The following is a 25,006-nucleotide window of genomic DNA, read 5'->3' on the forward strand; positions in this document are numbered from 1 at the left end:
TTGGCAATCACAGGGTCTGAATTCCCGACAAAAACGTAAACAGACCAGGCCGCAAAGGTTTTAAACTGGCGAAAGGTCTATTATTATCGGCATATTACATATGAGCCACGTACTGTTCAGGCCCGAAAAGGAATCAAATCACTATGCGCTGTAAAATGCTGACTGCTGCCGCAGCGGTTCTTCTGATGTTGACCGCTGGTTGCTCTACCGTGGAACGCGTGGTTTACCGTCCTGATATCAATCAGGGGAACTACCTGACGCCAACCGATGTTTCTAAAATCCGCGTGGGTATGACGCAACAGCAGGTTGCTTATGCACTCGGTACGCCGATGATGACCGACCCGTTTGGCAGCAATACCTGGTTCTACGTGTTCCGTCAGCAGCCAGGCCATGAAAACCCTACGCAGCAAACGCTGACGCTGACCTTCAACAGCAGCGGTGTGCTGACCAATATTGATAACAAGCCTGCGCTGAACAAATAATCCGTTCATTAAGCCGCTACCGCCGGTAAAAGTGGCTTAAGACTGACAACAAAAAAGGTGCTCTTCGGCACCTTTTTTACGTCTGAATAGACTGTGTTATCAACGCGACGTTTTCACGCGTACAGACTATCAACGGCACAACAGCGCTTTTTTGTGCGAAACAGCTTCTTCGCTTTCGCGCCCTGCACAGCGGTGTGGCAACTAATCTGTTTTATCAGTTATCACATTCTCTGACTTCGCAGCAAAACCACACTCAGCCAGCATGATAAGCAAAACGCTACTTCTTCGCGTTTGCCGACTTCTCCGCACGCTGGCGGCGCAACTCTTTCGGGTCAGCAATCAGCGGCCGGTAAATCTCAACTCTGTCGCCATCGCGCAGCACATCATGCAGTTTCGCCGGGCGGCTATAAATCCCTACTTTGTTAACCTTGAGATCGATATCATCGCGTAATTCAAGCAGGCCAGAGGCGCGAATCGCCTCTTCGAGCGTCGCCCCCTCATTCAGCATTACCGTAAGCAAATACTGTTTTTCTGGTAGCGCATAGGCAACTTGCACTGCAATCTTACCCGACACGATAAACCTCTTTCGCACGAAGGGTAAAAGCCTGCACCATATTGGAGGCCAACTCTTTAAAAATGCGGCCAAAGGCAAGCTCAATCAGCTTATTGGTAAATTCAAAATCAAGCTGGAACTCAATACGGCACGCATCGCTACTGAGCGGCGTGAATTTCCATCCGCCGATAAGCGACTTAAACGGGCCATCGACCAGGTGCATCATAATGCTTTGGTTAGACGTCAGGGTGTTACGGGTGGTAAACGTTTTGCTGATCCCGGCTTTGGAAACATCCACCGCTGCGGTCATCTGCGTCGGCCCGGACTCCAGAACCCGGCTACCGGTACAGCCAGGCAGAAACTGCGGATAGGATTTTACATCGTTCACTAACTGATACATCTGTTCTGCGCTATAAGGCACCAGCGCAGTACGGCTAATCTGAGGCATTAGGGTTTTCCATGTTCACACATTCACCAAATAATACCATCTCCCCTGGCGGAAAGGAAAACGCAAAGCCTGAACTCATGCTAAGATAACGCGTTAAACCTCACAGGATGCAATGAGGTAAGTTTCAGATAACAGATTACCGGATGGCTTCACGACACTTATGACGAAGAAAAAAGCACATAAACCAGGTTCAGCCACCATTGCGCTGAATAAGCGCGCGCGCCACGAATACTTTATCGAAGAAGAGTTTGAGGCCGGGCTGGCACTGCAGGGCTGGGAAGTGAAATCCCTGCGCGCGGGCAAAGCAAATATTGGCGACAGCTATGTGATCCTTAAAGAGGGCGAAGCTTATCTGTTCGGCGCGAATTTCACGCCCCTGTCAGTTGCCTCCAGCCATTATGTCTGCGATCCGACGCGTACCCGCAAACTGCTGCTTAACCAGCGCGAGCTGGATTCACTGTATGGCCGCGTCAACCGCGAAGGTTACACCGTCGTCGCGCTCTCCCTGTACTGGAAAAACGCCTGGTGCAAAGTAAAAATTGGCGTGGCGAAAGGGAAGAAACAGCACGACAAACGTTCGGATCTGAAAGAGCGCGAATGGCAGCTCGATAAAGCCCGCATTATGAAAAACGCAGGCCGTTAAGGTTCGCGCCGCCCTCTCACACCGGGAGAGGGCATAAGCTTCCCGTTACCTTTCCCGCAGCGCCTCATTGAGTTTATTCAGCGGTTTTATCAGATAATCCATCACCGACTTCTGCCCGGTTTTGATCTCAACGTTGGCAATCATCCCTGGCATTATGGGGAACGATTGACCGTTACGGTTTTTCAGTTCAGCACTCTGCGTGCGCACATACACCCGGTAATAGAACTGGTCGCGGCGTACCTCATCCTGCAAGGTATCCGGTGACACCACTTCTACCTCGCCTTTTAAATCGCCGTAAATCGACGAATCATAAGCGGTCAGTTTCACAGTAGCGGGCAATCCAGGGCGAATATAGGCAATGTCGCGCGGGTTGATGCGGGTTTCCACCAGCAACTGATCCTCAAGCGGCACAATCTCCATCAGCTTGCCGCCAGGTTGTAATACCCCGCCGACGGTGGTGACCTGGATATCTTTCACGATACCGCGCACCGGCGAATAGAGCGTCGCGCGATCGAGCTGATCCTCTTTCCCGGCCATCACCTGCAACTGCGCATCAAGATCGGCATTATTTTTCACCTGCTCTTCGCGGGCGCGCACCGCAAACTGGTTTCGCGCCTCGTCGATTTTACCTTGCAGCTCCGCCGCCTGGCGCTGCAAACGGATCACTTCGACATCACTCGCTGCGCCTTTCGCCACCAGCGGCTGCGTCATACGAAGCTCAGACATCACCAGACGGTAGGATTTTTGCAGGTTCGCCACGGTTTCATTCAGGTTGCGACGCCGCGACTCATAGAGCTGGCGCTCGCGCGCGACCAGGTCCGGTTCGCGCAGAGATTCCGCGCTAAACTGCAACGGCTCGCCGGTCAGCTCAGAACGTAAGCGCTCACTGGAAGCGCGCAGCGCACGCACCCGGGCAGCCGCTTCGCCGTAATTCGACTGAAAACGTTTCGGGTCCAGGCGCGCCAGCATCTGCCCACGCTCAACAATATCCCCCTCTTTGACCATCAGCGCGCTGACTATCCCGCCATCAAGACTTTCAATCACCTGCGCATGGGTCGAAGGCGTGATTTTGCCGGTGCCGACCGTGACTTCATCGAGTATCGCCCAGGCCGACCAGAGCACAAACACCACCAGGCCAAGCAGCGTCAGCCAGATGACCGAGGAGTAAAAGCGCCCCTGGCGCGCTAAATCATCCTGCATTGAGAGTTGACTCATTTCACATCCTCAGGCGACAGACGCCACATTACTGTTACGCGCCGCCTGAGTAAGCAGCGTATCGCGCGGACCATCGGCGACGATTTTGCCGTTTTCCATCACCACAATTCTGTCCACCAGATTGAGCAATGCCGGGCGGTGCGTCACCAGCACTAACGTGCGCCCGGTCAGCCATTGAGAAAGCTGGCGAATAACCCAGGCTTCGAGCTGCTCGTCCATCGAGGCGGTAGGCTCATCCAGCAGCACAATTTGTGGATTACGCACAATCAGGCGGCTTAGCAACACCATCTGCCGCTGCCCACCGGACAGCCCGCGCCCGCCTTCGTTTATCAGGCGATCCAGACTGGCAGCATCTTGTTGCACGAGGTTAATCGCCCCGCTGATACGCAGCGCCTGAATCAGCTCCGCCTCGGTTGCGTGCGGATGACCGAGCATCAGGTTCTGGCGCAGGGTGCCGAAAAAGAGGCGTGAATCCTGAGACAAATAGCCGATTTGCCGCCGCACATCGTCAGGATCGATATGTGACATATCAACACCATCAATAATAATTTTGCCTTTACTGGCCTGCGCCTGGCCGGAGAGCAGCTTCAGCAGCGTGGATTTCCCCGCGCCGGTTTTGCCCAGGATAGCGACACGTTCACCGGGTTTTATTTCCAGTTCGCTGATATTCAACGCCTGATCGCCTTTTTCCGGATCGTAGCTGTACTGCACTTGCTGCGCCTGAAAGTGCCCTGCCAGTACCGGGCAATGGGCCATCTTTTTGTCGGCTTCTTTATCAAGCGGCTTTTTCAGCAGTTCATTAAGCCCAGTCATGGCGGATTTCGCATGCTGCCAGCGGGAAAAGACCATCGTCAGCTGCATCAACGGCGCGATGGTGCGCGAGGAGAGCAAGCTACAGGCCACCAGCGTACCGGTGGTGATGGCGCTGTCCAGCACCAGGAAGGTGCCAAACACCAGCATCCCGGCGTAGGTGACCTGCTGCACTGTCGATGCCCAGCCGCTGAGACGCGCGCCCCAGACACGCTGCTTCATACCAATGTTCGCGCCGACCGCGTGCGTGTGCTCCCACTGGCGCTGAAAATAGGGCTCCGCTTGCAGCGCCTTGATGTCTTCCACCCCTTCGATGGACTCCACCAGCACCGCGTTGCGAATCGCGCTTTCACGCATGCCCTCTTTCGCCAGTCGCGCCATCGGCCACTGCACCAGCAAACCCGGGATCACGATAAGCGGAATGGCAATCAACGGGATAATCACCAGCGGGCCGCCGACCAGCGCCATGATGCCGAGAAACAGCAACACGAAAGGAATATCCATCGCGGCGCCGACGGTCGTGGAGGTTAACAGTTCACGCACCTGATCGATTTCACGCAACTGGGAGATAAACGATCCGGTGGATTTGGGGCGCGCATCGTTTTTAATCGCCATCGCGCGGGCGAAAAAGAGCGAGGAGACTTTCAGATCGATATGCTTACCCATAATGTCCGACACATGGGTACGCGCCAGGCGGATAAAGTACTCCAGCCCTGCCGCCAGCAGTACGCCGAAAAACAGCACCCACAATGTGGGGAAAGATTGTGCCGGAATGACCCGGTCATACACCTGCATAGAGAAAAGAATGCCCGCCAGCGCCAGCACGTTACCGACCACGGACGCCATCGCTATTTCGGTCAGCTTGCGACCGCTATGGCGAAAATGCTTCCAGAACCAGTGCGCTTCCCAGGGGCGGGTAAAATCATCAATGCGTGAATCACGGCCACGGGCCGCAATGCCGAGCATCACCACCTCTGGCTGCACGCGCGTGAGCAGCGTTTCCAGCGCCTCTTCGCGCACCAAATCACCACCGTTATCGAGCCAGTAGGTGACGGTGCCGTCGGCATCCAGTGATTCCAGCAGTATCAGTTCGCCGCTCTCAAGCTGCACAATGGCCGGCAGGTTTTGCGCGCTCCAGCGCATGTTGGCCAGTGGCACACTGCGCACCTGTAGACCCATTAAACCGCTGAGTCGCTCCAGTTTTGCGCTCTGCGCCAGCGACTCAAACCAGCGCATTTGTTGGCGCACGGCAGGCGCATCCGCTGGCAGGCCAAAACGCCCCGCCGCGCGCACCATTACATTAATCCAGCTTTCGGTATCAGCCTGTTGCATTACTACTCCTGCATCGTTTACGCCTACAGCGTGGGCAAGTCATCGCCCACGGTACGACTGCGTTCAATACCCAGCATATCCAGCAAGTTGTCTGCCGCCGCGGCATAGCGTACGGCCGCATCCCAGGCATCGTAACGGGCGGTTATCGATGCGCTGTCTGCCTGGAAAACATCCTGTTCGATGCTAAGAAGATCGTTAAGGCTGCGTTTACCCAGCCGGTATTCGTCACGATAGACTCCTCTGGCGCGCCCGGCGCTGACCGCCTGCGCTTCACCTGCCCGCTGGCGCTGCTGCGCACCCGTCAAATCGGCCCATGCCGTGGCCGCACGTTGATTGATATCCAGCTTGTTGGCTTCAACCTGCGCCTGTGCGCTGGCTCTGTCGCCTTCGGCTGCATCAACACGCGCACTGACCGCCCCGCCCTGATAGAGCGGCGCATCCACCACCAGCTGCACCTGATCATCCCAGTAGCTGCTCTGATCGTTTTCGTAGCGTGTCCGCCCCGCCTGCACTGAGAGCGTTGGCCAGTGCTGCGCCTGCGCCTGACGGATGCGTTGCTCTGCCGCCAGCTGCTTTGCCTGCGCGCTGCGCACCAGGTTATTGCTTTCGTAAGGCAGCGCATCCAGCGTGATTTTCTGTCTCATCAAATCTTCCGGCAGATCCGGTAGCGTGTCTGACACCACGCCAGTCAGCACGCTGAGCGCGGCCTGGGCGGAGTGCATCTGCGCTTCGAACTGGGCAAGCGAAGCATTCATCCCGGCTATACGCGACTGCGCCTGCAGGCCATCCGACTGGGAGCTAAGTCCGGCATCGGCGCGCAGGTCCGCCATCTCCGAGACGCTATTTAGCGAGTTGATATTAGCGCGCGCAGCCTGAGCCAGCGTCTGGTAACGTTTAACCTGTAAATAGGCCTGCAGCGTTTGCATCCCGACATCGTTCAGCGCGGTGTAAAGCTCATAGCGCCAGGCATCGGAAAGATTGTGCTGCTCGTCAATGCTGCCGCCGGTTTTGCCAAAGTCATAAAGCAACTGCTTTAACGTGACGCCGCCGGAGCCGTTATTGTTTAACGATCCGGCGGAATCAGTACGGTGCGAACGCCCGAGGTTCCCTTGCAGAGAAACCTGCGGAAACCAGGCGCTCTGCGCTTCGTCAAGGTTGGCTTTGCCGACGCGAATTTGCGCCGCTGCCTGGGCGATTTTTGGGTTGCGGGCAAAGGCGCGCAATATCGCTTCTTTAATCGTCAGCTGTGCCTGTAGCTGTTCGCTGGGCGCTGCCTGCCAGCGATACTCTGCTTTCTCGCTGGCGGCAGCCACTGCGTATGTAACGGGCATCACCAATAACAACGCACATACCACTTTTTTCATGTGTCCACCTTTGGATTGCCCGTCTGCCTCCTCCCTGAGGCGTGCTCCTTATTAAACAAGGTTGACGTGCAGGCCGTGCTGGATAAGCACATCGGCCAGCGTGTCGTTCTGCCCGCTGTTGTGGTAGACGTCAAACTGCACGCCATTCACTTCGCGCTGACCGGTGACAGACCAGATGTCGGTGCTGCCTTGCTTGAGGTTGACCTGATCGCCGCTGCCCCCTTTGATAAGCAGGTCATCTTCTGGCCGGTCGGTGATGGAGAGCGCACTTTTCACATCCAGCGTGACGCTGTTGGTGCCCGACTGCCCCAGATCGATAATCTCGATGTTGTGTACCTGGCTTGCTTTATCTATCAGGTTCAGCACCAGGTTCACGCCATCAAGCACCAGCGTATCGGTACCTGCCCCGCCATCAATGTTGGTAAAGCCGAGCGTTGACAGATGGACTGTGTCGTTGCCCGCGCTGCCCTGCACACTCTCCCCGCTTTGCTGCGTACCATCTGCAAGGTTGATACTCAGCCCGCCGATGGTGTAAGCCGCATCGGTGGTTTCTGTGCTTTGCGTGGTGTTCCCGTTCGTCGCTGCCGCCGTATGTGTGGTGTCTGAGCTGTCTGAACCTTCCGACGCACTGGCTGCCAGCACCGAGAAGCTCTCCGCTTCTGCCGACATCATTGTCGCCGTTGCTGGTGGGTTCGTGTTCGGGTTGCTGCCGTTCAGCCCCACGTTCAGGTAGGCAAGGTTGCCTGCCGTGTCGGCGGCATAGAGGTTAATCACCGTGCTCAGAGAGAGGATCTTCGCCAAATCAAGACCAACCGTGAGATCCGCCGACCATTTGCCGTCCGCGCCGACAATCGCCGTCGCTCCGGCCAGGTTCAGCAAGTTAAGGTGGACGATAGAACCCTGTTCAAGGTTGGTCGAGGAACCACTGATGGTCAGTTTTGCCGAGCCCAGCAGCCCGGTCAGCACGCCGCCGATAATGCTCAGCAAGTTAGTGATAGGCGTGGTGCTGAGCGTTGGCTGCGCGAATTTCACCAGCACATCGGTGGAGGTGGCGGTGGTGTTACCCACCTGGTCGGTGACGGAGACGCCAATTTTTGTCGAACCGGTGGTCAGACCCTGCAACAGATTTTTATCCAGTGCTGCCGTCCAGTTACCGTTGGCATCGACCGTCGCGTTAATCTGCGTGCCGCCGACGGTTACAACGACTTTCGCACCGCTGATCACGCCACCGATTTTGCCGCCAATAATCTGCCCGTTAAGCGCTTCGCTAATGTTCAGATAACCATCGTTACCAAACAGCGAAGTCAGGGAAACCGTCGGCAGGTTATGGGTAATCACCGGGACGGAGCTGGTGATGTTGGCCACGTTACCGGCGGCGTTTTTCACCGCCACGGTGATGGCCTGCGTACCGTCCGCCAGCGCCGCGAGATCCGCCGGTTGTAACGCCAGGCTCCAGCCGCCGTTAGCGCCAATGGTGGTGGTGTAATTTTTCCCGCCAAGCGAAACCGTCAGCAACGAACCGGCAGCGTTCTGGCTGGTGCCGGAGATGGTTTGCACGCTGGCAATATCCGCCAGGTTTAAGCCGCCATCACCAAATAGTGAAGTGATAAGCACTGACGGCGCCGCCTGGATCGCCACGCTGGCGTTTTGCGAAATATTGGCGACGTTACCCGCAACATCCGTCGCGCTCGCCGAAACTTGCAGGATGTTAGTGCCATCCTGCAAACCTTGCAGAGAAAGCGCCGGGATGGCAATCTGCCACGCTCCGTTCGCGCCGACCGTGGTGTTGAAAGAGAGCGCCCCGACTTTGACCACAATTTGCGTACCGACCGCCAGATTGCTGCTGGTACCGGAGAGAATTGGATTAGTTAACAGATCATTAAGATCGAGGATGCCGTTGCCAAACAGGGTGTTAAAGCCAATGGACGGCACCGCCTGCACAATCGCGTTCACCACTTTGTTGCCGCTGACCACGTTGCCCACCGCATCCGTGACCGATGCCGTCACGCTCAGCGCGCCATCCGCAATCTGCCCCAGCGTTCCCGCTGAGAGCGGCAGCGACCAGCTACCGTTGACGATATCCGCCTGGTAGGTTTGCGTACCAATGGTTACCGAAACCTTACCGGAAGTCAGGCCGGTGACGGTGCCGGTGATGGTTTGTGCCGCCAGCGCTTCGGCGTGGTTGAGATAACCATCGTTACCGAACAGCGAGGTGATCGCCACGGTCGGCAGGTTTTTCAGGCCGATAGTAACCGCTGCCCCCGCGCTGGTGCTGGTGTTACCGTCCGGGGTGGTGATGGTAACTTGCGGCGTAAAGGTACCGTCGACAAGCGTCGCCAGCAGCGCAGGCGTCAGGCCGATAGTAAAGGTGCCATCTGCTGCCACCACGCCGTTGAACACTTTGCCGCCGAGCGACACCTGCACCGTCGAGCCCAGCGGCGCATTCGTCGTCACGCCGGTGATGGTCTGGCTGACCAGCGACTCCGCAAGGTTCAGTAAGCCATCGCCAAAGGCCACCACATTACTGACGACAGGCGCCAGCAAATCGACTTTGATCGAACCGGTCTGCGTCGCCACGTTACCGTACTGATCGGTTGCGGTGATCGTCACCGATTCACTGCCGCTGCCCAGGCCTTGCAGCAGGGCTTTTACCGCATCCGGCAGATTGACCGACCAACGCCCGGTATTGTCCACGTTCGTGGTAAAGGCCGTCGCATTACCAATCTGAATAGTCAGCGTGCGCCCGGCAAGGTTAGTTGCCGTGCCGCTCAGCAGTGCGTTCGCCAGTTCCGGGATGCTCAGTACGCCATCGCCAAACAGCGGATCGAGCGAGATAAGCGGCAGGTTATGGCTGACGACGTTAAAACTGGCGTTCGAGTTTACGACGTTGCCGTATTTATCCGTTACTGCAATGCCAACGTTTACTGAACCATCCGGCAGAGTACCGAGTACGGCACCCGGCAAGCTGGCCGTCCAGTTACCTAATGCATCCACCGTCGCCCGGATTGCCTGCCCGCCAAAGTTCACAATCACCGACGTTACATCGGCGGCGTTGCTGACCGTCCCGGAAATAGTCTGGTTGAGCGTACTTTCGACCAGGTTGACGACGTTATCCCCGGCGACCAGCACATCACCGATGACCGGCAGGTTACTGAGCGCAACCCCGACATCTATCGTTTTATAGGTGGTGTTACCGTTGGCATCCACCACGTCAACGCGCAGTTGCAGGGTATTGGTGACCAGCCCGGCCCAGATAGAAGGCGGCAGCGAGAAGGAGTAAGACCCGTCTGCGCCAATCGCCAGATCGTTAATGGTGAAGTTTGCGCCGATAACGGTGAGCGAGACTTTCGCGCCACGGTAATCACCGCTGACATGCCCGGTGAGCACCTGCGTGACCAGCGACTCCGCCACGTTGAGGATGCCATCGTTAAAGACCTGATCGATAACGACCCCAAGTCCTTTATTCAGCGCTACATTGAGCGACACGCTGTTGGTCGAGACGTTACCGGCGGCGTCCGTCGAGGAGATACTGATAACCTGCGGGCCATCAACCAGCGTTGACAGATCCAACTGCGGGAATTTGTAGCTCCACCGGCCATTGGCATCCACGGTACCGGTCCAGGAGAGCGGCCCAATGTTGATGGTAAACGTGTTGCCTGGCTCCCCTTGCCCTTGCACCAGTAAGCCATCCACCGCGCTGACGGTAGTCAGCACAGCGGGCAGGCTCAGGGTATCGACCTGCAACAGCGGATCGGAAGCATCAACGGTAATATTTTCTGACGCATTGCTCTGATTACCCGCCGCATCGCGGATGGTGGCGGTGATGGTGTAGTTACTGTTACCGAGCGCCGCCATATCCGTTTGCGGCACCGTGACCGACCAGGCCCCGCCCGCCTGTACCAGCGCGTAGTAGGTTTTACCGTTCAGTTCGACGCTCACCTGGCTGCCGATGGCATCCGAGGTGCCGCTGATAGTCTGCGCGGTGCCTTTTTCCGCACCGTTTACCAGATTGTCGTTGGTAAATTGATTAAGGGTCAGGCTCGGCGCGGTGGTGTCCACCACCACCGTTTGCGAGGCGCTGACGCCAGGCGCTGCCTCGACGGTAAAGGTGTATTGACCATCCGGCAGAGCAGCAAGCGGAATATCAACAGACCAGCTGCCATCTGCGTTGACGGTCGCCGTGCCGATGACCGTGCTGCCATTAAGAATGGTGAGCGTGGAACCGTTGAGGTTATAAGCATGACCGGTCAGGCGCAGGTTGCCATCGGTAAACTCGCCGCTGTTGACGTAGTTATCTGTGGCGACGAGATCCATGTTCACCGATTGCGGCGCCGGCGTCAGATCAACGGTCAAACTGCCGGCATTGCTGGCGGTACCGGTGTTGCCCGCCCGATCTTCGCCGGTCACAGTAATCGGCCCGCTTTGCAGTGATGCCAGCTGACCCGGCGTTAGTTGCAAAGACCAGGAACCGTCTGCCTGCACCGTGGTGGTATACGGCGTGCCGCCATTAAAACTGACGCGAATGGTATCGCCAGCCTGCAAATTCGTCGACGTCCCGGAAATGGTCTGGTTGGTGAGACTTTCTGCGTAGCTCAGGGTGTTATCGTTGGCAAACGGTATGGTCACGCTGACGGTCGGCGCATCCAGCAATAGCGTGACCGGCGTGCTCGCGGTATTGATGTTCCCCGCACCGTCCTGCACCGTCACCACAATGCTTTGCTGCCCGCGCGCGCTGATGCTTGCCCAGTCGCTGTCGCTCATCGCAAGCGTCCACTGCGTACCGTTCACCGTGGCATCAAACGTTTTATCACCAATGGTAACTTTCACGGTTGCGCCATCGACATAACCCGACGAGAAGGTGCCTCTTAGCTCGGTGCCGTTTGCCGCTTCACTGATGCCCACGACGCCATCGCCAAACACCGGCGAGGTAATGGTCACCGCAGGCGGCGTGAGCGCCACCACATACTCTTGCGTGCTGGTCTCGCTGTTACCGTACTGATCTTCGGCATAAATGGTGATTTCATGCTTACCTGGCGTGAGAGATTGCAATGTTCCGGCCGGAAGCGTTACCGACCAGTTACCGCCAGCATCAACGTTCGCCGTGTAGGTGGTACCGTCGATATCAATTTTCACCGTCACATACTGGCTCGCCCCTGTTACCCCGGTCGTCCCGCTGAGCGTGACTTCGTTGGCGGCCTCGATACTGCTGACGATACCATCGCCAAACGGGTTCGTTACCGTCGGTGTTGGCAGGCTGGTGTGCACGTCGATATCCGGCGTGGTCGCCGGGTCGGAAGTGGCGGTATTGCCCGCACGGTCAGTCACCGTCACGCTAAAGTCAACGGTGGAGTTATCCGCCAGCGCAGCCAAATCCCCTTTTGGCACAGTGACCGTCCAGTCGCCGTTTTCCGCCACCGTGCCGGTATAGGTCTGCGTACCCAGCGTCACCGTGACCGTCTGCCCGCTGCCGCGTACCCCGGTGTTACCGGTTAGCAACTGATCGCTTTGAGTTTCGGTAAAGTTAATCACTCCGTCGCCAAACGGCGTATTCACATTCGCCTGTGGAAGCGTGTGGGTGATGACTTCAACGCTGCTGGTGCCGGTGACCTGGTTTCCGGCGGTATCGGTAACCGTCACTTTAACTGGCAACACGCCGTCCGGCAGCGCCTGCAAGGTGGCGCTGTCGAGCGCTAACGACCAGCTACCGTCCGGGTTCACCGTTGCGGCGACAGCCGTACCGTTATTAAGACTGACCACGACGGAACCAATCTGCCCGGCTGGCAAGCCGGTCTGCCCGCCGATGGTTTGTGTGCTGGCGGCTTCGTCCACGCTCAGAATACCGTCGCCAAACGGCGTCGAGAGCTGCGGTACCGGCAGCGGATCGGTGCTGACCGTGATGGTGGTATCCCCGGAGACCGTGGTGTTACCCGCGCGGTCAGTTACAGAGACGCTAACCGTGTGCGAACCGTCGGTGATAGCGTTGAGCTGCCCAGGGGTTAAGGAGACCGTCCAGTTACCGTTCACATCAACGACACCGGTAAATTCCTGAGAATTATCCAGCGTGATTTTGACCGTTTGCCCCGGTCCTGCCTGGCCGGTGGAACCGGTCAACTGCGCCCCGGCATTCGCCTCGGCCTGGTTTAAGGTGTTATCCGTACCAAACAGCGGTTCGGTCAGCGCTGCGACCGGCGGCGTGAGCACCAGATCCAGCCCGCCGTTCGCATCAGCCGGGTTCCCCCACGCATCCTGTGCGGTCACGGTTACGTTAAACTGCCCGCTGGTGGTCAGCGCGCCAGGAGGGATATCAACCGACCAGCTGTTGCCGCTCACGGTGCCGGTATATTTGTCACCGTTGATGTCCACAGTGACCACTGAGCCATTGGCCAGCCCGTTGGCGGTACCGGTGAGCGTCGTGCCCGCTGCGGCTTCTGCGCTGCTAACGATATTGTCGCCAAACATTGGGTTAAGCGTAAGCGTCGGGCCGTTGCTGGTTTTTACATTAATATCCAGCGTCTGTTCGTTGCTGTTACCTTGCGCATCGGTCGTACTGAGCGTGATTTGCGAGCTACCTTGCGGCAAGTCTTGCAAATCGGCAGACGGAATGGTCATCGTCCATTCGCCATTCTCATCAGCCACCGCCGTTATCGTGTTGCCGTTAATCTCCAGCACGATGGTGGCGCCGGCCTGCGCCGTACCGCTGAGCTGTTGATCGACTGCCGCTTCGCCGATGTTGACCCGCGAGTCGTTAAGGAACGAATCGGCAAGATCGACGACAAGCGTCGGGGCGCTGGTGTCCACCGTCACATTATGCGTGGCGCTGGCCGGGTTTTGCGCCGCATCGCTGGCGGTTGCGGTGACTTCATACGGGGCGTTTGCTGGCGAATCCGCCAGAGCCTGTACGTCTTCGCGAGGAACGGTAATTTTCCAGTTACCGCTCGAATCAACGCTGGCTGTGTAGGTCTTGTTATTAAACAGCACCGTCACTACCACGCCCGAGGCAAGACGCAGCGATGAACCGCTAATTTCCAGCGCCTGGTTATGCTCTATCGCATTGATAACATCATCCTGCGCGATAGTGTTGATGTTGAGCGTTGGCTGAGAACCCTGCTGGGCAACAAAGGTGACGTTATGCAAACCGGTTGCCGGGTTTCCGGCCACATCGCTTACACTGACTGAAATCGTCTGCGAACCATCCGGCACTGCGGCAAGTTCGGTCGCAGGAATATCAACGCTCCAGCTGCCACCCGCACCAACGGTCGCGGTGTAATTTTTACCGTTTAAGGTCACGGTGACCTGCTGCCCGCTCTCAACGTTGGTGGTTGTGCCGCTCACCGTCAGCGGGGCATTCGCTTCCTGGGCGTTGACAAAATCATCGCCGGAAATCTTGTCCACCTGAATTTGCGGGGCATTGGCCGCAGATGCATCAAGCGTAAAGCTGGTGGTCTGGGTGGTGCTGTTACCTGCCGCGTCGGTAACGGTCACTTTTACCGCAACCGGGCCATCCGGCACGCCCGCCAGCGCACCGGATGGCATCGTAATGCTCCAGCTACCGTCGGGCTGGATCAGGGCGTCATAGTTCTGCCCATTCACCAGCACAGTGATGGTCTGCGGCGAATTCGCATCATAAGTACCGGTCCCGGAAATCGTCAGCGCCGTTGATACTTCTGCCGTATTGATAATGTTATCTGCGGTGACCGAATCGATGGTGAAGGTCGGCGCGGTGGTATCGACGGTCAACGGCGCGGAAGTGGTGCTCTGGTTGCCCGCCGCATCGCTCGCCGTTACGTTGACCGTATGACTGCCTTCACCGAGCGCGCCAAGTTGCGCAGGCGTCAGCGGTAATGTCCAGTTGCCGTTAGCATCCACGGTTGCGGTCAGGGTTGCGCCGTTGTCCAGCCTCACGGTAACGCTCTGCCCCGCTCCCTGCACGCCGGTATTACCGCTCAGGTTACCGCCTGCCGCCGCTTCCGCGGCGTTAATCACACCATCGCTAAAAGGTGCGTTAAGCGTTGGCGCCGGTAGCGTGTGGGTGATGATGGTAAAATCGTGCTCGCCGGTGACCGGCTTACCATCGACATCAATTGCCGAGACGGTAAGTGTTGCGGTGCCATCAGCGATGTTTGCCGCATCCTCGCGGGTCAGCGTCAGTTGCCAGAAACCGCCCGCGTTAACCGTGGTGGTGTATTGCACGCCGTTAAGGGTGATTGTTATCTGGCTGCCTTCCGGGATACGCGCCGAGGTACCGTTGATGATCAGGCCGTCGGCGATGTCCGCCGCGCTGATTTTGTCATCGGACTCTATCGGGTTAATGGCTATCGCGCTGGCGGTCGTATCGACCGTAAAGCTGTTGCTTACCGGCGCTGACACATTGCCTGCGCTGTCGGTCACGGTCACTGTTACCGAATACGTCCCATTGGCCAGTCCGGCAAGAACGCCCGGCTCGACCGGCACGCTCCAGCTGCCGTCTGCGCCTACCTCACCCGTTAAAGTGGTGCCATTAATTACCACCGAGACTGCCGCGCCTGGTTCTGCGGGCACGGTTTTACCGCTCAGGCTAAAGCCTGCGTTGAGTTCAGCAACGTCAACGATATTGTCGGCGGTGACCGGGTTCATCATCACATTCGGCGCGCTGGTATCGAGCGTTACGGTACGGATAGTCGTGGTGGTGTTGCCTGCGTCATCTGACGCTGTAACGGTGTAAGAGCTTGCTCCGTTTGGCAGCGCGCCCAGTACGCCAGCGCCCAGGGCAACGCTCCAGCTCCCGTTCGATACGGTCGCGTTGTAATTTTGCCCGTTGATGGTGACAACGACCGTGGTGGTGTCGGCTGAAGTCGTGCCGCTCAACGTTACGCCCGTGCTGACATTGTTGCCGTTCAGTACATCGTTGCCGTTAATCGGCGTGACGGAGAGTTCCGGCGGCGTTTTATCGACGCTAAAATTGATATCGTTGGTGGCGCTGTTTCCGGCGACGTCTTTGACAACTACGCTGATGGTATTGCCACCGTTGTTAAGCCCTTCCATTGCGCCCTGCGGTAGCGTGACCGACCAGTTGCCGTTGCTATCGACCGTGCCGGTGTACTGCTGGCCATCAAGGGTGGCAACCACGGTCTGTCCGGCCCCTTGCACACCGGTGCTGCCGGTGATGGTCTGGCTTTGGGTGGATTCCGCTTCGCTGACGATGCCGTCGCCAAAGGCAGGATTGACCGTTACGTTCGGCAGGGTCTGGATGGCGGAAGTAAAGTTGTGGCTATCCACCACGGTGTTGCCACCGCTAGTTGCCGTCGCCGTAATGGTGTGCGTGCCGTCATTCAACGCGCCCAAATCGGCAGGAGAAATCGTCGTCTGCCAGCTGCCGCCCGCCTGAATAGTGGCGGTGTAGGTTTTGCCATTTAACGAAATGGTCACTACCGTGCCTTCCGGCAGCCCCGCACTGTTACCCTGAACGGTTAATACATTTTGCGATTCGTCATAGTTAAGGTAATCATCACCCGACACAATGCTTATCGCCACCGCATCGGCGGTTTTATCCACCGCAAACCCGGACTCAATAGTTTGCGTCTGCCCGTACGCATCGGTAATGCTGACCGTCAGGCTCTGGCTACCGTCGCCCAGTTTTTGCAAATCTACGGCGGGCAGCGTGATCTGCCAGTTGCCCTGTACATCCGTCACGCCTTTATACGTAGTATTGCCAAGCGTAACCAGCACGATACTGCCCGCTTCTGCGTTCGAGGTACCGTGCAGGATTTGATCGACTTTGACTTCTGCCGCATCCAGCGTGTTGCCATCGGTAAGCGCCTGCACACCAATCTCCAGCGGTGTGGTTTTTACGCTGATCGTTTGGGTGACTTGTTGGCTGTTGCCCGCGGCGTCCGTGAGGGTCACGGTGAGCGGATAATTACCGGTTTGCAGCAATGCAAGATCGCCTGCGGGCAGAGCAAGCTGCCAGTTGCCGTCGCTGCCAACGGTGGTGGTGTAAGTTTTACCGTTTAGCGTCAGGGTGACGGTCTGCCCTTGTTCGCTGACGGTGCTGATGCCAACCAGCGTCTGGTCCTGGCCCAGCTCTGCCGCATTGAGTTTGCCGTCGCTGGTCAGCGGCAGCACAGTCAGCGCTGGCGGCACGGTATCAACGGTGACACTTTGCGTCACCGAGCCGCTGTTTCCGGAGGCATCGCTGGCGTTTACCGTCACGCTCAACAAACCATCCGGGATATTTTGCAAATCACCGGCCGGGATAGTCACGCTCCAGGTACCGTCGTTATCCACGGTCGTCTGGTAAGTTTTACCGCCAACCTGCACCGTCACTTTTTGCCCGATGCTGGTAAGGCCTGTGTTACCGCTCAGCACCTGGTCCTGGCTTTTTTCCGCCGCATTCAGATAACCGTCGCCAAACGGCGGGTTGATAACCGGCTCCGGCAGATGATGAACCTGCACGTTCACCGTGTGCTCATCCTGCGCCGTTTGGTTGCCATCGGTGACGGTTGCGGTGATGACGTTCGGCCCATCGGCCAGCGCCAGTAAATCTTCGGAAGGAATAAGCGCGCTCCAGCGACCGCCCGCATCTACCGTCGCGACGTAATTTTTACCATTCACCGTGACGATAACTTGCACGCCTTCGCCGGTGACGGTAGTGACACCACGGACTTCCAGCGAGCTCTGCGCTTCGTTGGCGTTGATGTAATCATCGGTGGAGAGAATCGCGATGGCGATGCCTGGCTGCGTGGTATCGACATCAATATCCACATTTTTCACCACGGTTTGACCATCGCTACCAACGACAGAAACCGTTAACGTGTTTGCTCCCTGGCCCAGCGACTGCAAATCACCAGCCGGAAGCACGACTTTCCACGTGCCATCGCCCAGCACTTCGGCGTGATAGGTCTTTCCGTTTAGCGTAATGGTGACAAGCTGGCCCGCCGCAACGTTGTAGGTCTGCCCGGAAAGGGTCTGGTTCACCAGCACTTCGGCGCTGTTAATAACGTTGTCGCTGGCGACCGGATCGATATTGATATCGGTTTGCGAGAAGTTAGTGCTGAAGGTTCTCTGTTCTTCGGTGATGTTACCGGCAGGGTCAACCGCGCGGTAAGTAATGGTGTACGTTTGCCCGTCCTGCAACAGGGCCATATCCGCAGCCGGAATGATGAGCTGCCAGTAGCCGTTCTCATTCGCCAGCGCAGTATAGGTTTTGTCATTGAGGGTGACGAATATCGTGCTGCCCGCTTCCTCTTTTTGCACATAACCACGGACAATTTTATCGGCATCGTGCTGTTCTTTATCAACAATATTGCCTGGCGCAAATTCGGTAAGTTCAAGCTCAGGCGGAATCGTTTTGAAGGTGATGCCGTAGTCTTTACTGACCGTGACGCCCTGGTTAGTGGTGATCGCAAAACGCATCACGTGCAGGCCCTGAGAGAAGCTTTGCAGCGTGTTGGGTTGAAGCCACATGCCCCAACTTCCGTCGCTATTTACCGTAGTGGTCCAGGTTTCACCATTATGTGTGATGGTGATGGTACTGCCCGCAAATTCAGCCTGCGTCGTACCGCTCAGAAGTTGGGCGGTGTCGCTTTCGGCTAGGTTGACGATGTTATCGGTCGCGAAGGAAGCAATGTTGAGTGCCGGTGTATCAGGCGTTTGCCCGCCGTTATCACCACCCCCGTTGTTTCCTCCACCATTGTTTCCACCGCCATTGTCGCTGCCGCCGTTATTGCCGCCATCATTATGATGCCCGCCCCCACCGCCACCGCCCGCTGCTGCTGCCACACCGGCAATGCCAGCCACAGCCGCGATGCCACCCAGCACACCTAAGGCAGAGATTCCACCCGTGCCCACCAGAGTACCCAGGGCCGCATCACTATATGCAGGAACAATGGTTTCAGCGGCGGCTGGCCCGGCTTCAGTAGCGTAAGGGAAGACCGCATGATGCGTTCCAAGCTGATCTTCAAAGATAAGCTCACTGTGCAGCCCGTCGCTATCAAGGGTAAAAAAGCTTTGGTAACGCACCGTTGTTCCATCTTTCATATGGACAATAAGATCATTACCTTCGCGCTCATAAAAATTAACAGAATCCGGGGAAGCGTTAATACGTACAATGCTGGTTTCAGTAAGATTAACGACGCGGTCAGCGCTCTTTGCGTATTCGATAACGACGTCACCTGTTTTTTGATTTATTACGTTAACTGATCCAGGAAGATGATTTTGCGGGGCCATATTTTACCTCGGAAACTAGTATAGTTTTAAACGCCGTACCAGCATTTATTTACGCGCAGAAAAAACCAGCCAGTAAAAAAACTGGCGATATTTGATAGCTGTGCTATAAGCGAACAATAAATTATATAAAGTGTTGTTTTAGTTGGTTTTCATAATTTTAATAATTAAATAAAAGCGCAGGGTTATCATGATATATATACAACGTTCTGTATTTAGGCAAATACCCACCTCACAATTTTTTATTAAACATAGCGATACAGAATATATTGAATAAATACTCCTCGCTGATTAAGCAATGCTTAAGATTATATATGCGCAGCTAATCTCACCTTCAACAATTATCTCTTTTTATTGTCGACTGTATGATATATTTAATGCAAATTAATAACCATTAAATAAGCATGGTTATAAAATTAAAATATTCCTGCGCGTAATTATCTCACCCCGGTAATAGCTGCGTATTTTTCCATCACCGGACCTGTAGCAAATGCGGTAGCGATATGGACTAGCGCGCTGCGTCATAAATCTGTTATACTCTTTTCAACACTTTTGGGGCTGATTCTGGATTCGACGGGATTCGCGAAACCCAAGGTGCATGCCGAGGTGCGGTAGGCCTCGTTAACAAACCGCAAAAAAATAGTCGCAAACGACGAAAACTACGCTTTAGCAGCTTAATAACCTGCTCAGAGCCCTCTCTCCCTAGCCTCCGCTCTTAGGACGGGGATCAAGAGAGGTCAAACCTAAAAGAGATCGCGTGGATGCCCTGCCTGGGGTTGAAGCGTTAAAACTAATCAGGCTAGTTTGTTAGTGGCGTGTCCGTCCGCAGCTGGCAAGCGAATGTAAAGACCGGACTAAGCATGTAGTACCGAGGATGTAGGAATTTCGGACGCGGGTTCAACTCCCGCCAGCTCCACCACTTTTTAGTTGTTTGAAGTATACTGAAGTCTACTAAGCCCGCATGGAGCCAGCCTTGCGGGCTTTTTTACGTCTACAGAAGTCTACTGAAATTTGCTAGAAGCCACTCCTTATGGCACCCTTTTTGGGACCCAACGCAAAGGGTCCCAAAATCGAGGGTCCTAAAAATGGCAAAGATCGCTAAGAAACTCACTGACACTGAAATCAAAAATACCAAGCCAGCAGAAAAGGAGATCAACCTTTTTGATGGTGACGGCCTGATGCTACGAATCGCTCCCCTATCAAAGGGTGGTAAGAAAAATTGGTATTTCAGGTATGCAGTGCCAGTAAGTAAGAAGCGAACAAAGATGAGCTTAGGAACCTACCCTCATCTCACACTTGCCAAAGCTCGGGCTTTACGTGATGAATACTTATCGTTGCTTGCAAATGGTATCGATCCGCAGATTCACAACAACGATAAAGCCAATGCCCTTAAGGATGCCACTGAGCACACGCTACAAGCGGTTGCTAGGAAATGGTTAGATGAAAAGGTTAAGACCTCTGGTATCTCTCCAGACCACGCAGAAGACATCTGGCGAAGCCTTGAACGAAATATTTTCCCCGGTTTAGGCAACGTTCCTATCAAAGAGATCCGTCCCAAGCTCTTAAAACAACACCTTGACCCCATAGAACAACGAGGCGTATTGGAAACCCTACGCCGTATCATTTCACGTTTAAATGAAATTTTCCGTTGGGCTGCGACAGAAGAACTTATTGAGTTTAATCCTGCTGATAACCTCGGTCAGCGATTCAGTAAGCCCAAGAAGCAAAATATGCCTGCTTTACCACCGAATGAACTCCCCCGGTTCATGCTCGCCATATCTAACGCTTCCATACGGCTCGAAACACGTCTTCTAATTGAGTGGCAGCTCCTTACGTGGGTTCGTCCGGGAGAAGCTGTCTGTGCTCGTTGGAGTGATATAGACGAAGAAAATCGGTTCTGGAATATCCCCGGTGAGTTTATGAAGATGAAGCGCCCTCACAAGATTCCGCTGAGCAAAGAAGCTATGCGCATCCTTGAGTCAATTAAACCGATCAGTGGTCATAGAGAGTGGGTTTTCCCAAGTATTAAGGCCCCCCTTAACCACATGCATGAACAAACAGCCAATGCTGCAATTATCCGTATGGGATTCGGTGGTGAACTGGTTGCTCACGGAATGCGCTCTATAGCAAGAACGGCCGCTGAAGAAAGTGGTAAATTCAGGACCGAGGTGCTTGAATCAGCCTTAGCTCATACTAAGAACAATGAAATCATAGCCGCTTACAATCGTGCTGAGTATCTTGCTGAAAGAACAGAGCTGATGCAGTGGTGGGGAAGCTATATTCAAGCCCAAAAGCATAACTCTATGATTTCTTAATAATAACGGGCTAAATTAAATAAGAGCAGAGTTTCTGCTCTTTATGATTGTTATCAAATGGCGAATATTTCATTCCATCCATTTTTAGTCTTAACGGGCCTTAAATATGAACCGACAAACTCCTCTATTTCGGACAGAAGAAGTTCAATTTGATGGGGAGATAATAAAGCTATAGTGTTTTTAATAAACTCTGATATATCCACAAAATTAAATGATTTATTTTTATACGTTAGAACACCGTCTTGATACCCGTTCAAAGTATTTATATCATCCGGCAGTCGACATATGAATATAATTGTTTTTTCCAGAGAGTCGGTATCAGCAAGGGACTGAATACTGTCGTCCAATCTTTTGTAATCGATTTTTTTAACAGTTATTTCATAGAGATTTAATATTACACCTTCATTTTCGAGCCATACATCAGCAGGTTTTTTCGAGGTAGTATTAGTTCCAAAAACACTTTCATCTCCGCCGATAACATCAATTGATGATTGGCTATATAGAGAAGACAATATTTTTGAAATAACAAACTGCGGTATTGTTCCAGACTCAGGATAATTAAGGGTGAAGCTAATTAACTTTGAAGCAACGATCTGATTTGAAAGGAAAGTTTCATTAAGAGTGTGAATAACTACTGAACCACATTCCTGTGAATAAGATAACAACCGGAAAAAGAAATAATTTACAATTTTTTGCCGAATAGTATCATCACCTTCGCTGCTAATGATTCTTAATAAATAAACTGCAGCGATAGCAGTTTTCTGAGGCCTTCTCCCTTTAGCCCAATTTTCGTCTAAAACATTATTATTTTTTGCTACATTTAATGGATCTGATTTTCCACAGGGTATTTTCATTTCCTGAAATGCGTAAAATATTCCATTTTCAAAGATAGATCGCGGATTACATTTGTAGAAATCATTCAAATAATCATAGCTATCATCAAGAAACTTGCCCGTTAAAGCCGTGGCAACAATTCCTCTGAACCCCATAGCCTTAACATAAATTAAATCTTGAGTGATAGATTTAAGCCTTTGGAAATCAGGTAAATCTTCAAAATCACTTTCGTTTAGTTGAGCTACAGTTGATAGTTGATCTAAAATGAACTGCTTAGCTTTATCATTTCTTGTTTGAACATTCATTTTTTATCCATAACGAAAAATTTGATTATTGTTTCACGGAGTTTTTTATTTTCAGATATTCTATAAACTTCCAACATTTTCTTTAATTCTAAAACGTCTAAGCGGCGCTCTTTATGCTCTACTTTGGATATATCAGCTTGAGTAAGATTAAGCGCGGTCGCTACCTCCAATTGAGATAGACCGAGGCGCTTACGTTCTTCAGCAAGTCTGTCTATTAACTCGCTATAAACCGGGCTGTGGATAGATTTTTTAGTATTCATAATCAATAAATTATGCTATAAAGGATAAAATATTCGAAATTCACATATTTTGAAGAGGTTTTATGAAGGCAGTATCTCTCTTTTGTGGTGCGGGTGGTATGGATGTTGGCGTCCAAAACGCAGGTTTTGAAATTGTTGCGGCTAATGAACTAGACCCCTACGCTTGCAAAACTTATAGAGAAAATCATAAAGAAACCATTCTATATGAAGGAGATATAGAAAAAAATCTTGATGCGATAGGCACACATAAAGGTATCGATTTAGTAATCGGAGGGCCACCGTGCCAAGGTTTTTCAGTTGCTGGTAGAATGGATCCGAATGATCCACGCTCAAAACTGGTGTTCTCATATTGTGACGTTATTGAACGAGTCATGCCTAAAGCTTTTATAATGGAAAATGTCAAAGCTTTAGGAGCATTAGAAAAATTCAAGGGGATTAGAGAAGAGATATTTAGAAGAATGTCAGCATTAGGATATACACTTTCAATGGTAATCCTTAACGCAAAAGATTTTGGTGTCCCTCAATCCAGAGAACGTGTTTTTATTATAGGTATATTTGGTAAAAATAAACAAATAACATACACTGACTTCGAACACAAAAAAGAGAAAGCCATATCTTTACGTGAAGCTATAATACATCTTGGCCCCGCAGGCAGTGAAAAAAACTCAAGAATTACCAAGGCGAAAATTACTCTTGCCGAAAAACCTGTGCTGAGAAAGTCTCCATATGCTGGTATGCTTTTTAATGGTCAGGGCAGACCTCTTAATCCTGATGCATGGTCAAGCACACTGCCTGCAAGTATGGGTGGAAACAGAACGCCCATAATTGATGAAGGGCATTTATATGACGATATGCCAAGCTGGGTTGAAGAACATCACAAGGCTTTAATGGAAGGTACAAAAAAAGCGGAATATGGAGATGCTCCCAAAAGATTAAGAAGATTAACGATTGATGAAGCAATCATACTACAAACATTCCCAGATGATTATATTTTCGTTGGTCCTCAATCAAAAGTATTCAGCCAAATAGGCAATGCGGTACCTTGTAAATTAGCTCAAATCGTTGCTGAAGTAGTCAAAAGCAAACTATCGAAAAAAACAAACCATCAAGAAAATGATAGTACGCATCAACTACCCTTAGAGATTATATAGCTTAGAGATGATAATATATAAAAGAGGCCTCACGCCTCTTTTATTTTATCTTTAACGTTCTATGTTTCAAATTTTGATCATCATCTTGTTGTATTGATTTTAATATTTCACTTTTCACTCTTGCTTTGAATTTTGATTTAAATCTATTTTCATTTTCAGCTAAATGAGATGGCTTTTTCTTTATTTCTTCTTTAACTATTTTTTCTTTATTCTTTGGCTGAATAACTGGTTTTTTAATACCCAAACGTTCTCTTATTTCTTCGATCTTAGTTGCTCTACTATTGAAACGGCTACCGCTCTTGAGTCTAAATTTATTTGTGGCTGCGTTGGCTGTTTCTGCATGATCAAGTATCCTACCAATAGAACCGCTGCTAAATTTAGAACTCCCACTATTGAAGCTACCTTGATTATAAGGCTTGATTGGTTCTTTATTGTATTGTTTTTTAATTCTGTTGAGTACTTGTGCAGCTTTTTGTGTTGTTCTTCTAACTTTTGGGCCTGTTGGTCTATTATATTTTTCGCTGAGTTTAAAGCGGTTGTTGTTGCCTCTAATGAGTTGTTCACTCTGGTTAGTGTCTGTTGTGTCTGGTTTAATGCCGTACTGACCGACTCCGATAATATCATCATTGATTCCGTCAGAGGTTCTACTGTCATCGAAATCTGATTCAATAAGTGATCGTCCAATACTATTTTCGTCATCTGTTTTTCTTGCTGCGAATCTTCTAACGAGTTCATCATCTCTATTTTTGTCATATTTCACCTTCGTTTTAATAGTGTTCCAGCTAAATTTTTCCCCAACTGTGAGCCTTTGAAATAAATATTTTTTTCATTATTTTTGATACAAAACGACACTCCGGCGACGTTGCCAGAGCTTGCAACGTTAAAGGCCGGCTCAATGCCTACAGCCTGCAGACGTTCTACGAACGTGGACAAATCAGGCTTATCGACTAAAGCCGCTTGTAGTGCTGTAAAGACACCCGTTTTAATTCCATGCACTTTTTGAGGTTCCGGCATCAGTATTTACTATCCGGTACTCTTCCGGTGTCAGATGGTTCAGGGATTCGTGTGGGCGCTCACAATTATATTCGTTCAG

At 52.8% G+C, this 25,006-nt stretch carries 14 protein-coding genes and 1 other RNA gene; 5 read left to right on the forward strand and 10 right to left on the reverse strand.

Annotated features, from left to right (window positions below):
• The first annotated feature begins 143 nt into the window (after nt 1-143).
• A complete protein-coding gene (gene bamE, locus ACTU3N_RS08480; RefSeq protein ID WP_443085689.1) occupies nt 144-482 on the forward strand; it encodes an outer membrane protein assembly factor BamE in 339 nt (112 codons plus the stop codon).
• Nucleotides 483-759: 277 nt separating this feature from the next.
• Here the strand turns inward: bamE and ACTU3N_RS08485 are convergent, their stop codons facing one another.
• On the reverse strand, nt 760-1,056 hold the full coding sequence (locus ACTU3N_RS08485) for an RnfH family protein (protein ID WP_443085690.1): 297 nt from the start codon (nt 1,054-1,056) through the stop codon (nt 760-762).
• On the reverse strand, nt 1,046-1,483 hold the full coding sequence (locus tag ACTU3N_RS08490; protein WP_443085691.1) for a type II toxin-antitoxin system RatA family toxin: 438 nt from the start codon (nt 1,481-1,483) through the stop codon (nt 1,046-1,048). Before ACTU3N_RS08490 ends, ACTU3N_RS08485 begins: the two co-directional genes overlap by 11 nt.
• Nucleotides 1,484-1,643: 160 nt before the next feature.
• Here ACTU3N_RS08490 and smpB point away from each other — a divergent pair, with 160 nt between their 5' ends.
• Entirely contained in the window at nt 1,644-2,126 is a 483-nt protein-coding gene (smpB, locus tag ACTU3N_RS08495) for an SsrA-binding protein SmpB (RefSeq protein WP_443085692.1), read from the forward strand.
• A gap of 45 nt (nt 2,127-2,171) precedes the next feature.
• Here the strand turns inward: smpB and ACTU3N_RS08500 are convergent, their stop codons facing one another.
• Genes ACTU3N_RS08500 through ACTU3N_RS08515 form a run of 4 tightly spaced genes read right to left on the reverse strand, consistent with a single transcriptional unit; the run spans nt 2,172 to nt 19,051 of the window.
• Complete coding sequence (locus tag ACTU3N_RS08500; protein WP_443085693.1) at nt 2,172-3,341, reverse strand: HlyD family efflux transporter periplasmic adaptor subunit; 1,170 nt, start codon at nt 3,339-3,341, stop codon at nt 2,172-2,174.
• Between the two features lie 9 nt (nt 3,342-3,350).
• Nucleotides 3,351-5,483, reverse strand: a complete 2,133-nt coding sequence (locus ACTU3N_RS08505) for a type I secretion system permease/ATPase (protein WP_443085694.1) — start codon at nt 5,481-5,483, stop codon at nt 3,351-3,353.
• Between the two features lie 23 nt (nt 5,484-5,506).
• Nucleotides 5,507-6,847 carry a TolC family outer membrane protein gene (locus tag ACTU3N_RS08510; protein WP_443085695.1) on the reverse strand — a complete coding sequence of 447 codons (1,341 nt, stop codon included), beginning with the start codon at nt 6,845-6,847 and terminating at the stop codon, nt 5,507-5,509.
• Nucleotides 6,848-6,898: 51 nt separating this feature from the next.
• The gene (locus tag ACTU3N_RS08515; protein WP_443085696.1) at nt 6,899-19,051 is read right to left on the reverse strand and encodes an Ig-like domain-containing protein; all 12,153 of its coding nucleotides are present in this window, start codon (nt 19,049-19,051) and stop codon (nt 6,899-6,901) included.
• Between the two features lie 551 nt (nt 19,052-19,602).
• Between ACTU3N_RS08515 and ssrA the strand changes: the two genes are divergently transcribed.
• Nucleotides 19,603-19,967, forward strand: a transfer-messenger RNA (tmRNA) gene (ssrA, locus tag ACTU3N_RS08520).
• Nucleotides 19,968-20,133: 166 nt separating this feature from the next.
• On the forward strand, nt 20,134-21,363 hold the full coding sequence (locus ACTU3N_RS08525; RefSeq protein WP_443085697.1) for an integrase domain-containing protein: 1,230 nt from the start codon (nt 20,134-20,136) through the stop codon (nt 21,361-21,363).
• A gap of 53 nt (nt 21,364-21,416) precedes the next feature.
• Here ACTU3N_RS08525 and ACTU3N_RS08530 read toward each other — a convergent pair whose 3' ends face one another.
• Nucleotides 21,417-22,502 carry a hypothetical protein gene (locus ACTU3N_RS08530; protein WP_032432189.1) on the reverse strand — a complete coding sequence of 362 codons (1,086 nt, stop codon included), beginning with the start codon at nt 22,500-22,502 and terminating at the stop codon, nt 21,417-21,419.
• On the reverse strand, nt 22,499-22,762 hold the full coding sequence (locus ACTU3N_RS08535; RefSeq protein WP_032432191.1) for a helix-turn-helix domain-containing protein: 264 nt from the start codon (nt 22,760-22,762) through the stop codon (nt 22,499-22,501). Before ACTU3N_RS08535 ends, ACTU3N_RS08530 begins: the two co-directional genes overlap by 4 nt.
• Before the next feature lie 62 nt (nt 22,763-22,824).
• On the opposite strand from ACTU3N_RS08535, the gene ACTU3N_RS08540 reads away from it, so the two are divergent.
• Nucleotides 22,825-23,913 (forward strand): DNA cytosine methyltransferase, encoded by a 1,089-nt coding sequence (locus tag ACTU3N_RS08540; RefSeq protein ID WP_443085698.1) that lies wholly within the window; start codon nt 22,825-22,827, stop codon nt 23,911-23,913.
• A gap of 40 nt (nt 23,914-23,953) precedes the next feature.
• On the opposite strand, the gene ACTU3N_RS08545 is transcribed toward ACTU3N_RS08540, so the two are convergent.
• Nucleotides 23,954-24,673: a hypothetical protein gene (locus ACTU3N_RS08545; RefSeq protein ID WP_443085699.1), complete on the reverse strand. Its 720-nt coding sequence runs from the start codon at nt 24,671-24,673 to the stop codon at nt 23,954-23,956.
• Entirely contained in the window at nt 24,670-24,927 is a 258-nt protein-coding gene (locus ACTU3N_RS08550) for a hypothetical protein (protein ID WP_443085700.1), read from the reverse strand. The genes ACTU3N_RS08545 and ACTU3N_RS08550 overlap by 4 nt, the downstream gene beginning before the upstream one ends.
• Nucleotides 24,928-25,006: the final 79 nt, after the last annotated feature.

This window comes from Vagococcus sp. WN89Y (assembly GCF_052220145.1).
Classification (GTDB): domain Bacteria; phylum Pseudomonadota; class Gammaproteobacteria; order Enterobacterales; family Enterobacteriaceae; genus Kosakonia.

Coding starts and splice junctions, on each gene's coding strand:
- ACTU3N_RS08530 (WP_032432189.1), bottom strand. CDS start 22,502: ATGAATGTTCAAACAAGAAATGATAAAGCTAAGCAGTTCATTTTAGAT.
- smpB (WP_443085692.1), top strand. CDS start 1,644: ATGACGAAGAAAAAAGCACATAAACCAGGTTCAGCCACCATTGCGCTG.
- ACTU3N_RS08540 (WP_443085698.1), top strand. CDS start 22,825: ATGAAGGCAGTATCTCTCTTTTGTGGTGCGGGTGGTATGGATGTTGGC.
- ACTU3N_RS08550 (WP_443085700.1), bottom strand. CDS start 24,927: ATGCCGGAACCTCAAAAAGTGCATGGAATTAAAACGGGTGTCTTTACA.
- ACTU3N_RS08505 (WP_443085694.1), bottom strand. CDS start 5,483: ATGCAACAGGCTGATACCGAAAGCTGGATTAATGTAATGGTGCGCGCG.
- ACTU3N_RS08510 (WP_443085695.1), bottom strand. CDS start 6,847: ATGAAAAAAGTGGTATGTGCGTTGTTATTGGTGATGCCCGTTACATAC.
- bamE (WP_443085689.1), top strand. CDS start 144: ATGCGCTGTAAAATGCTGACTGCTGCCGCAGCGGTTCTTCTGATGTTG.
- ACTU3N_RS08525 (WP_443085697.1), top strand. CDS start 20,134: ATGGCAAAGATCGCTAAGAAACTCACTGACACTGAAATCAAAAATACC.
- ACTU3N_RS08515 (WP_443085696.1), bottom strand. CDS start 19,051: ATGGCCCCGCAAAATCATCTTCCTGGATCAGTTAACGTAATAAATCAA.
- ACTU3N_RS08500 (WP_443085693.1), bottom strand. CDS start 3,341: ATGAGTCAACTCTCAATGCAGGATGATTTAGCGCGCCAGGGGCGCTTT.
- ACTU3N_RS08535 (WP_032432191.1), bottom strand. CDS start 22,762: ATGAATACTAAAAAATCTATCCACAGCCCGGTTTATAGCGAGTTAATA.
- ACTU3N_RS08490 (WP_443085691.1), bottom strand. CDS start 1,483: ATGCCTCAGATTAGCCGTACTGCGCTGGTGCCTTATAGCGCAGAACAG.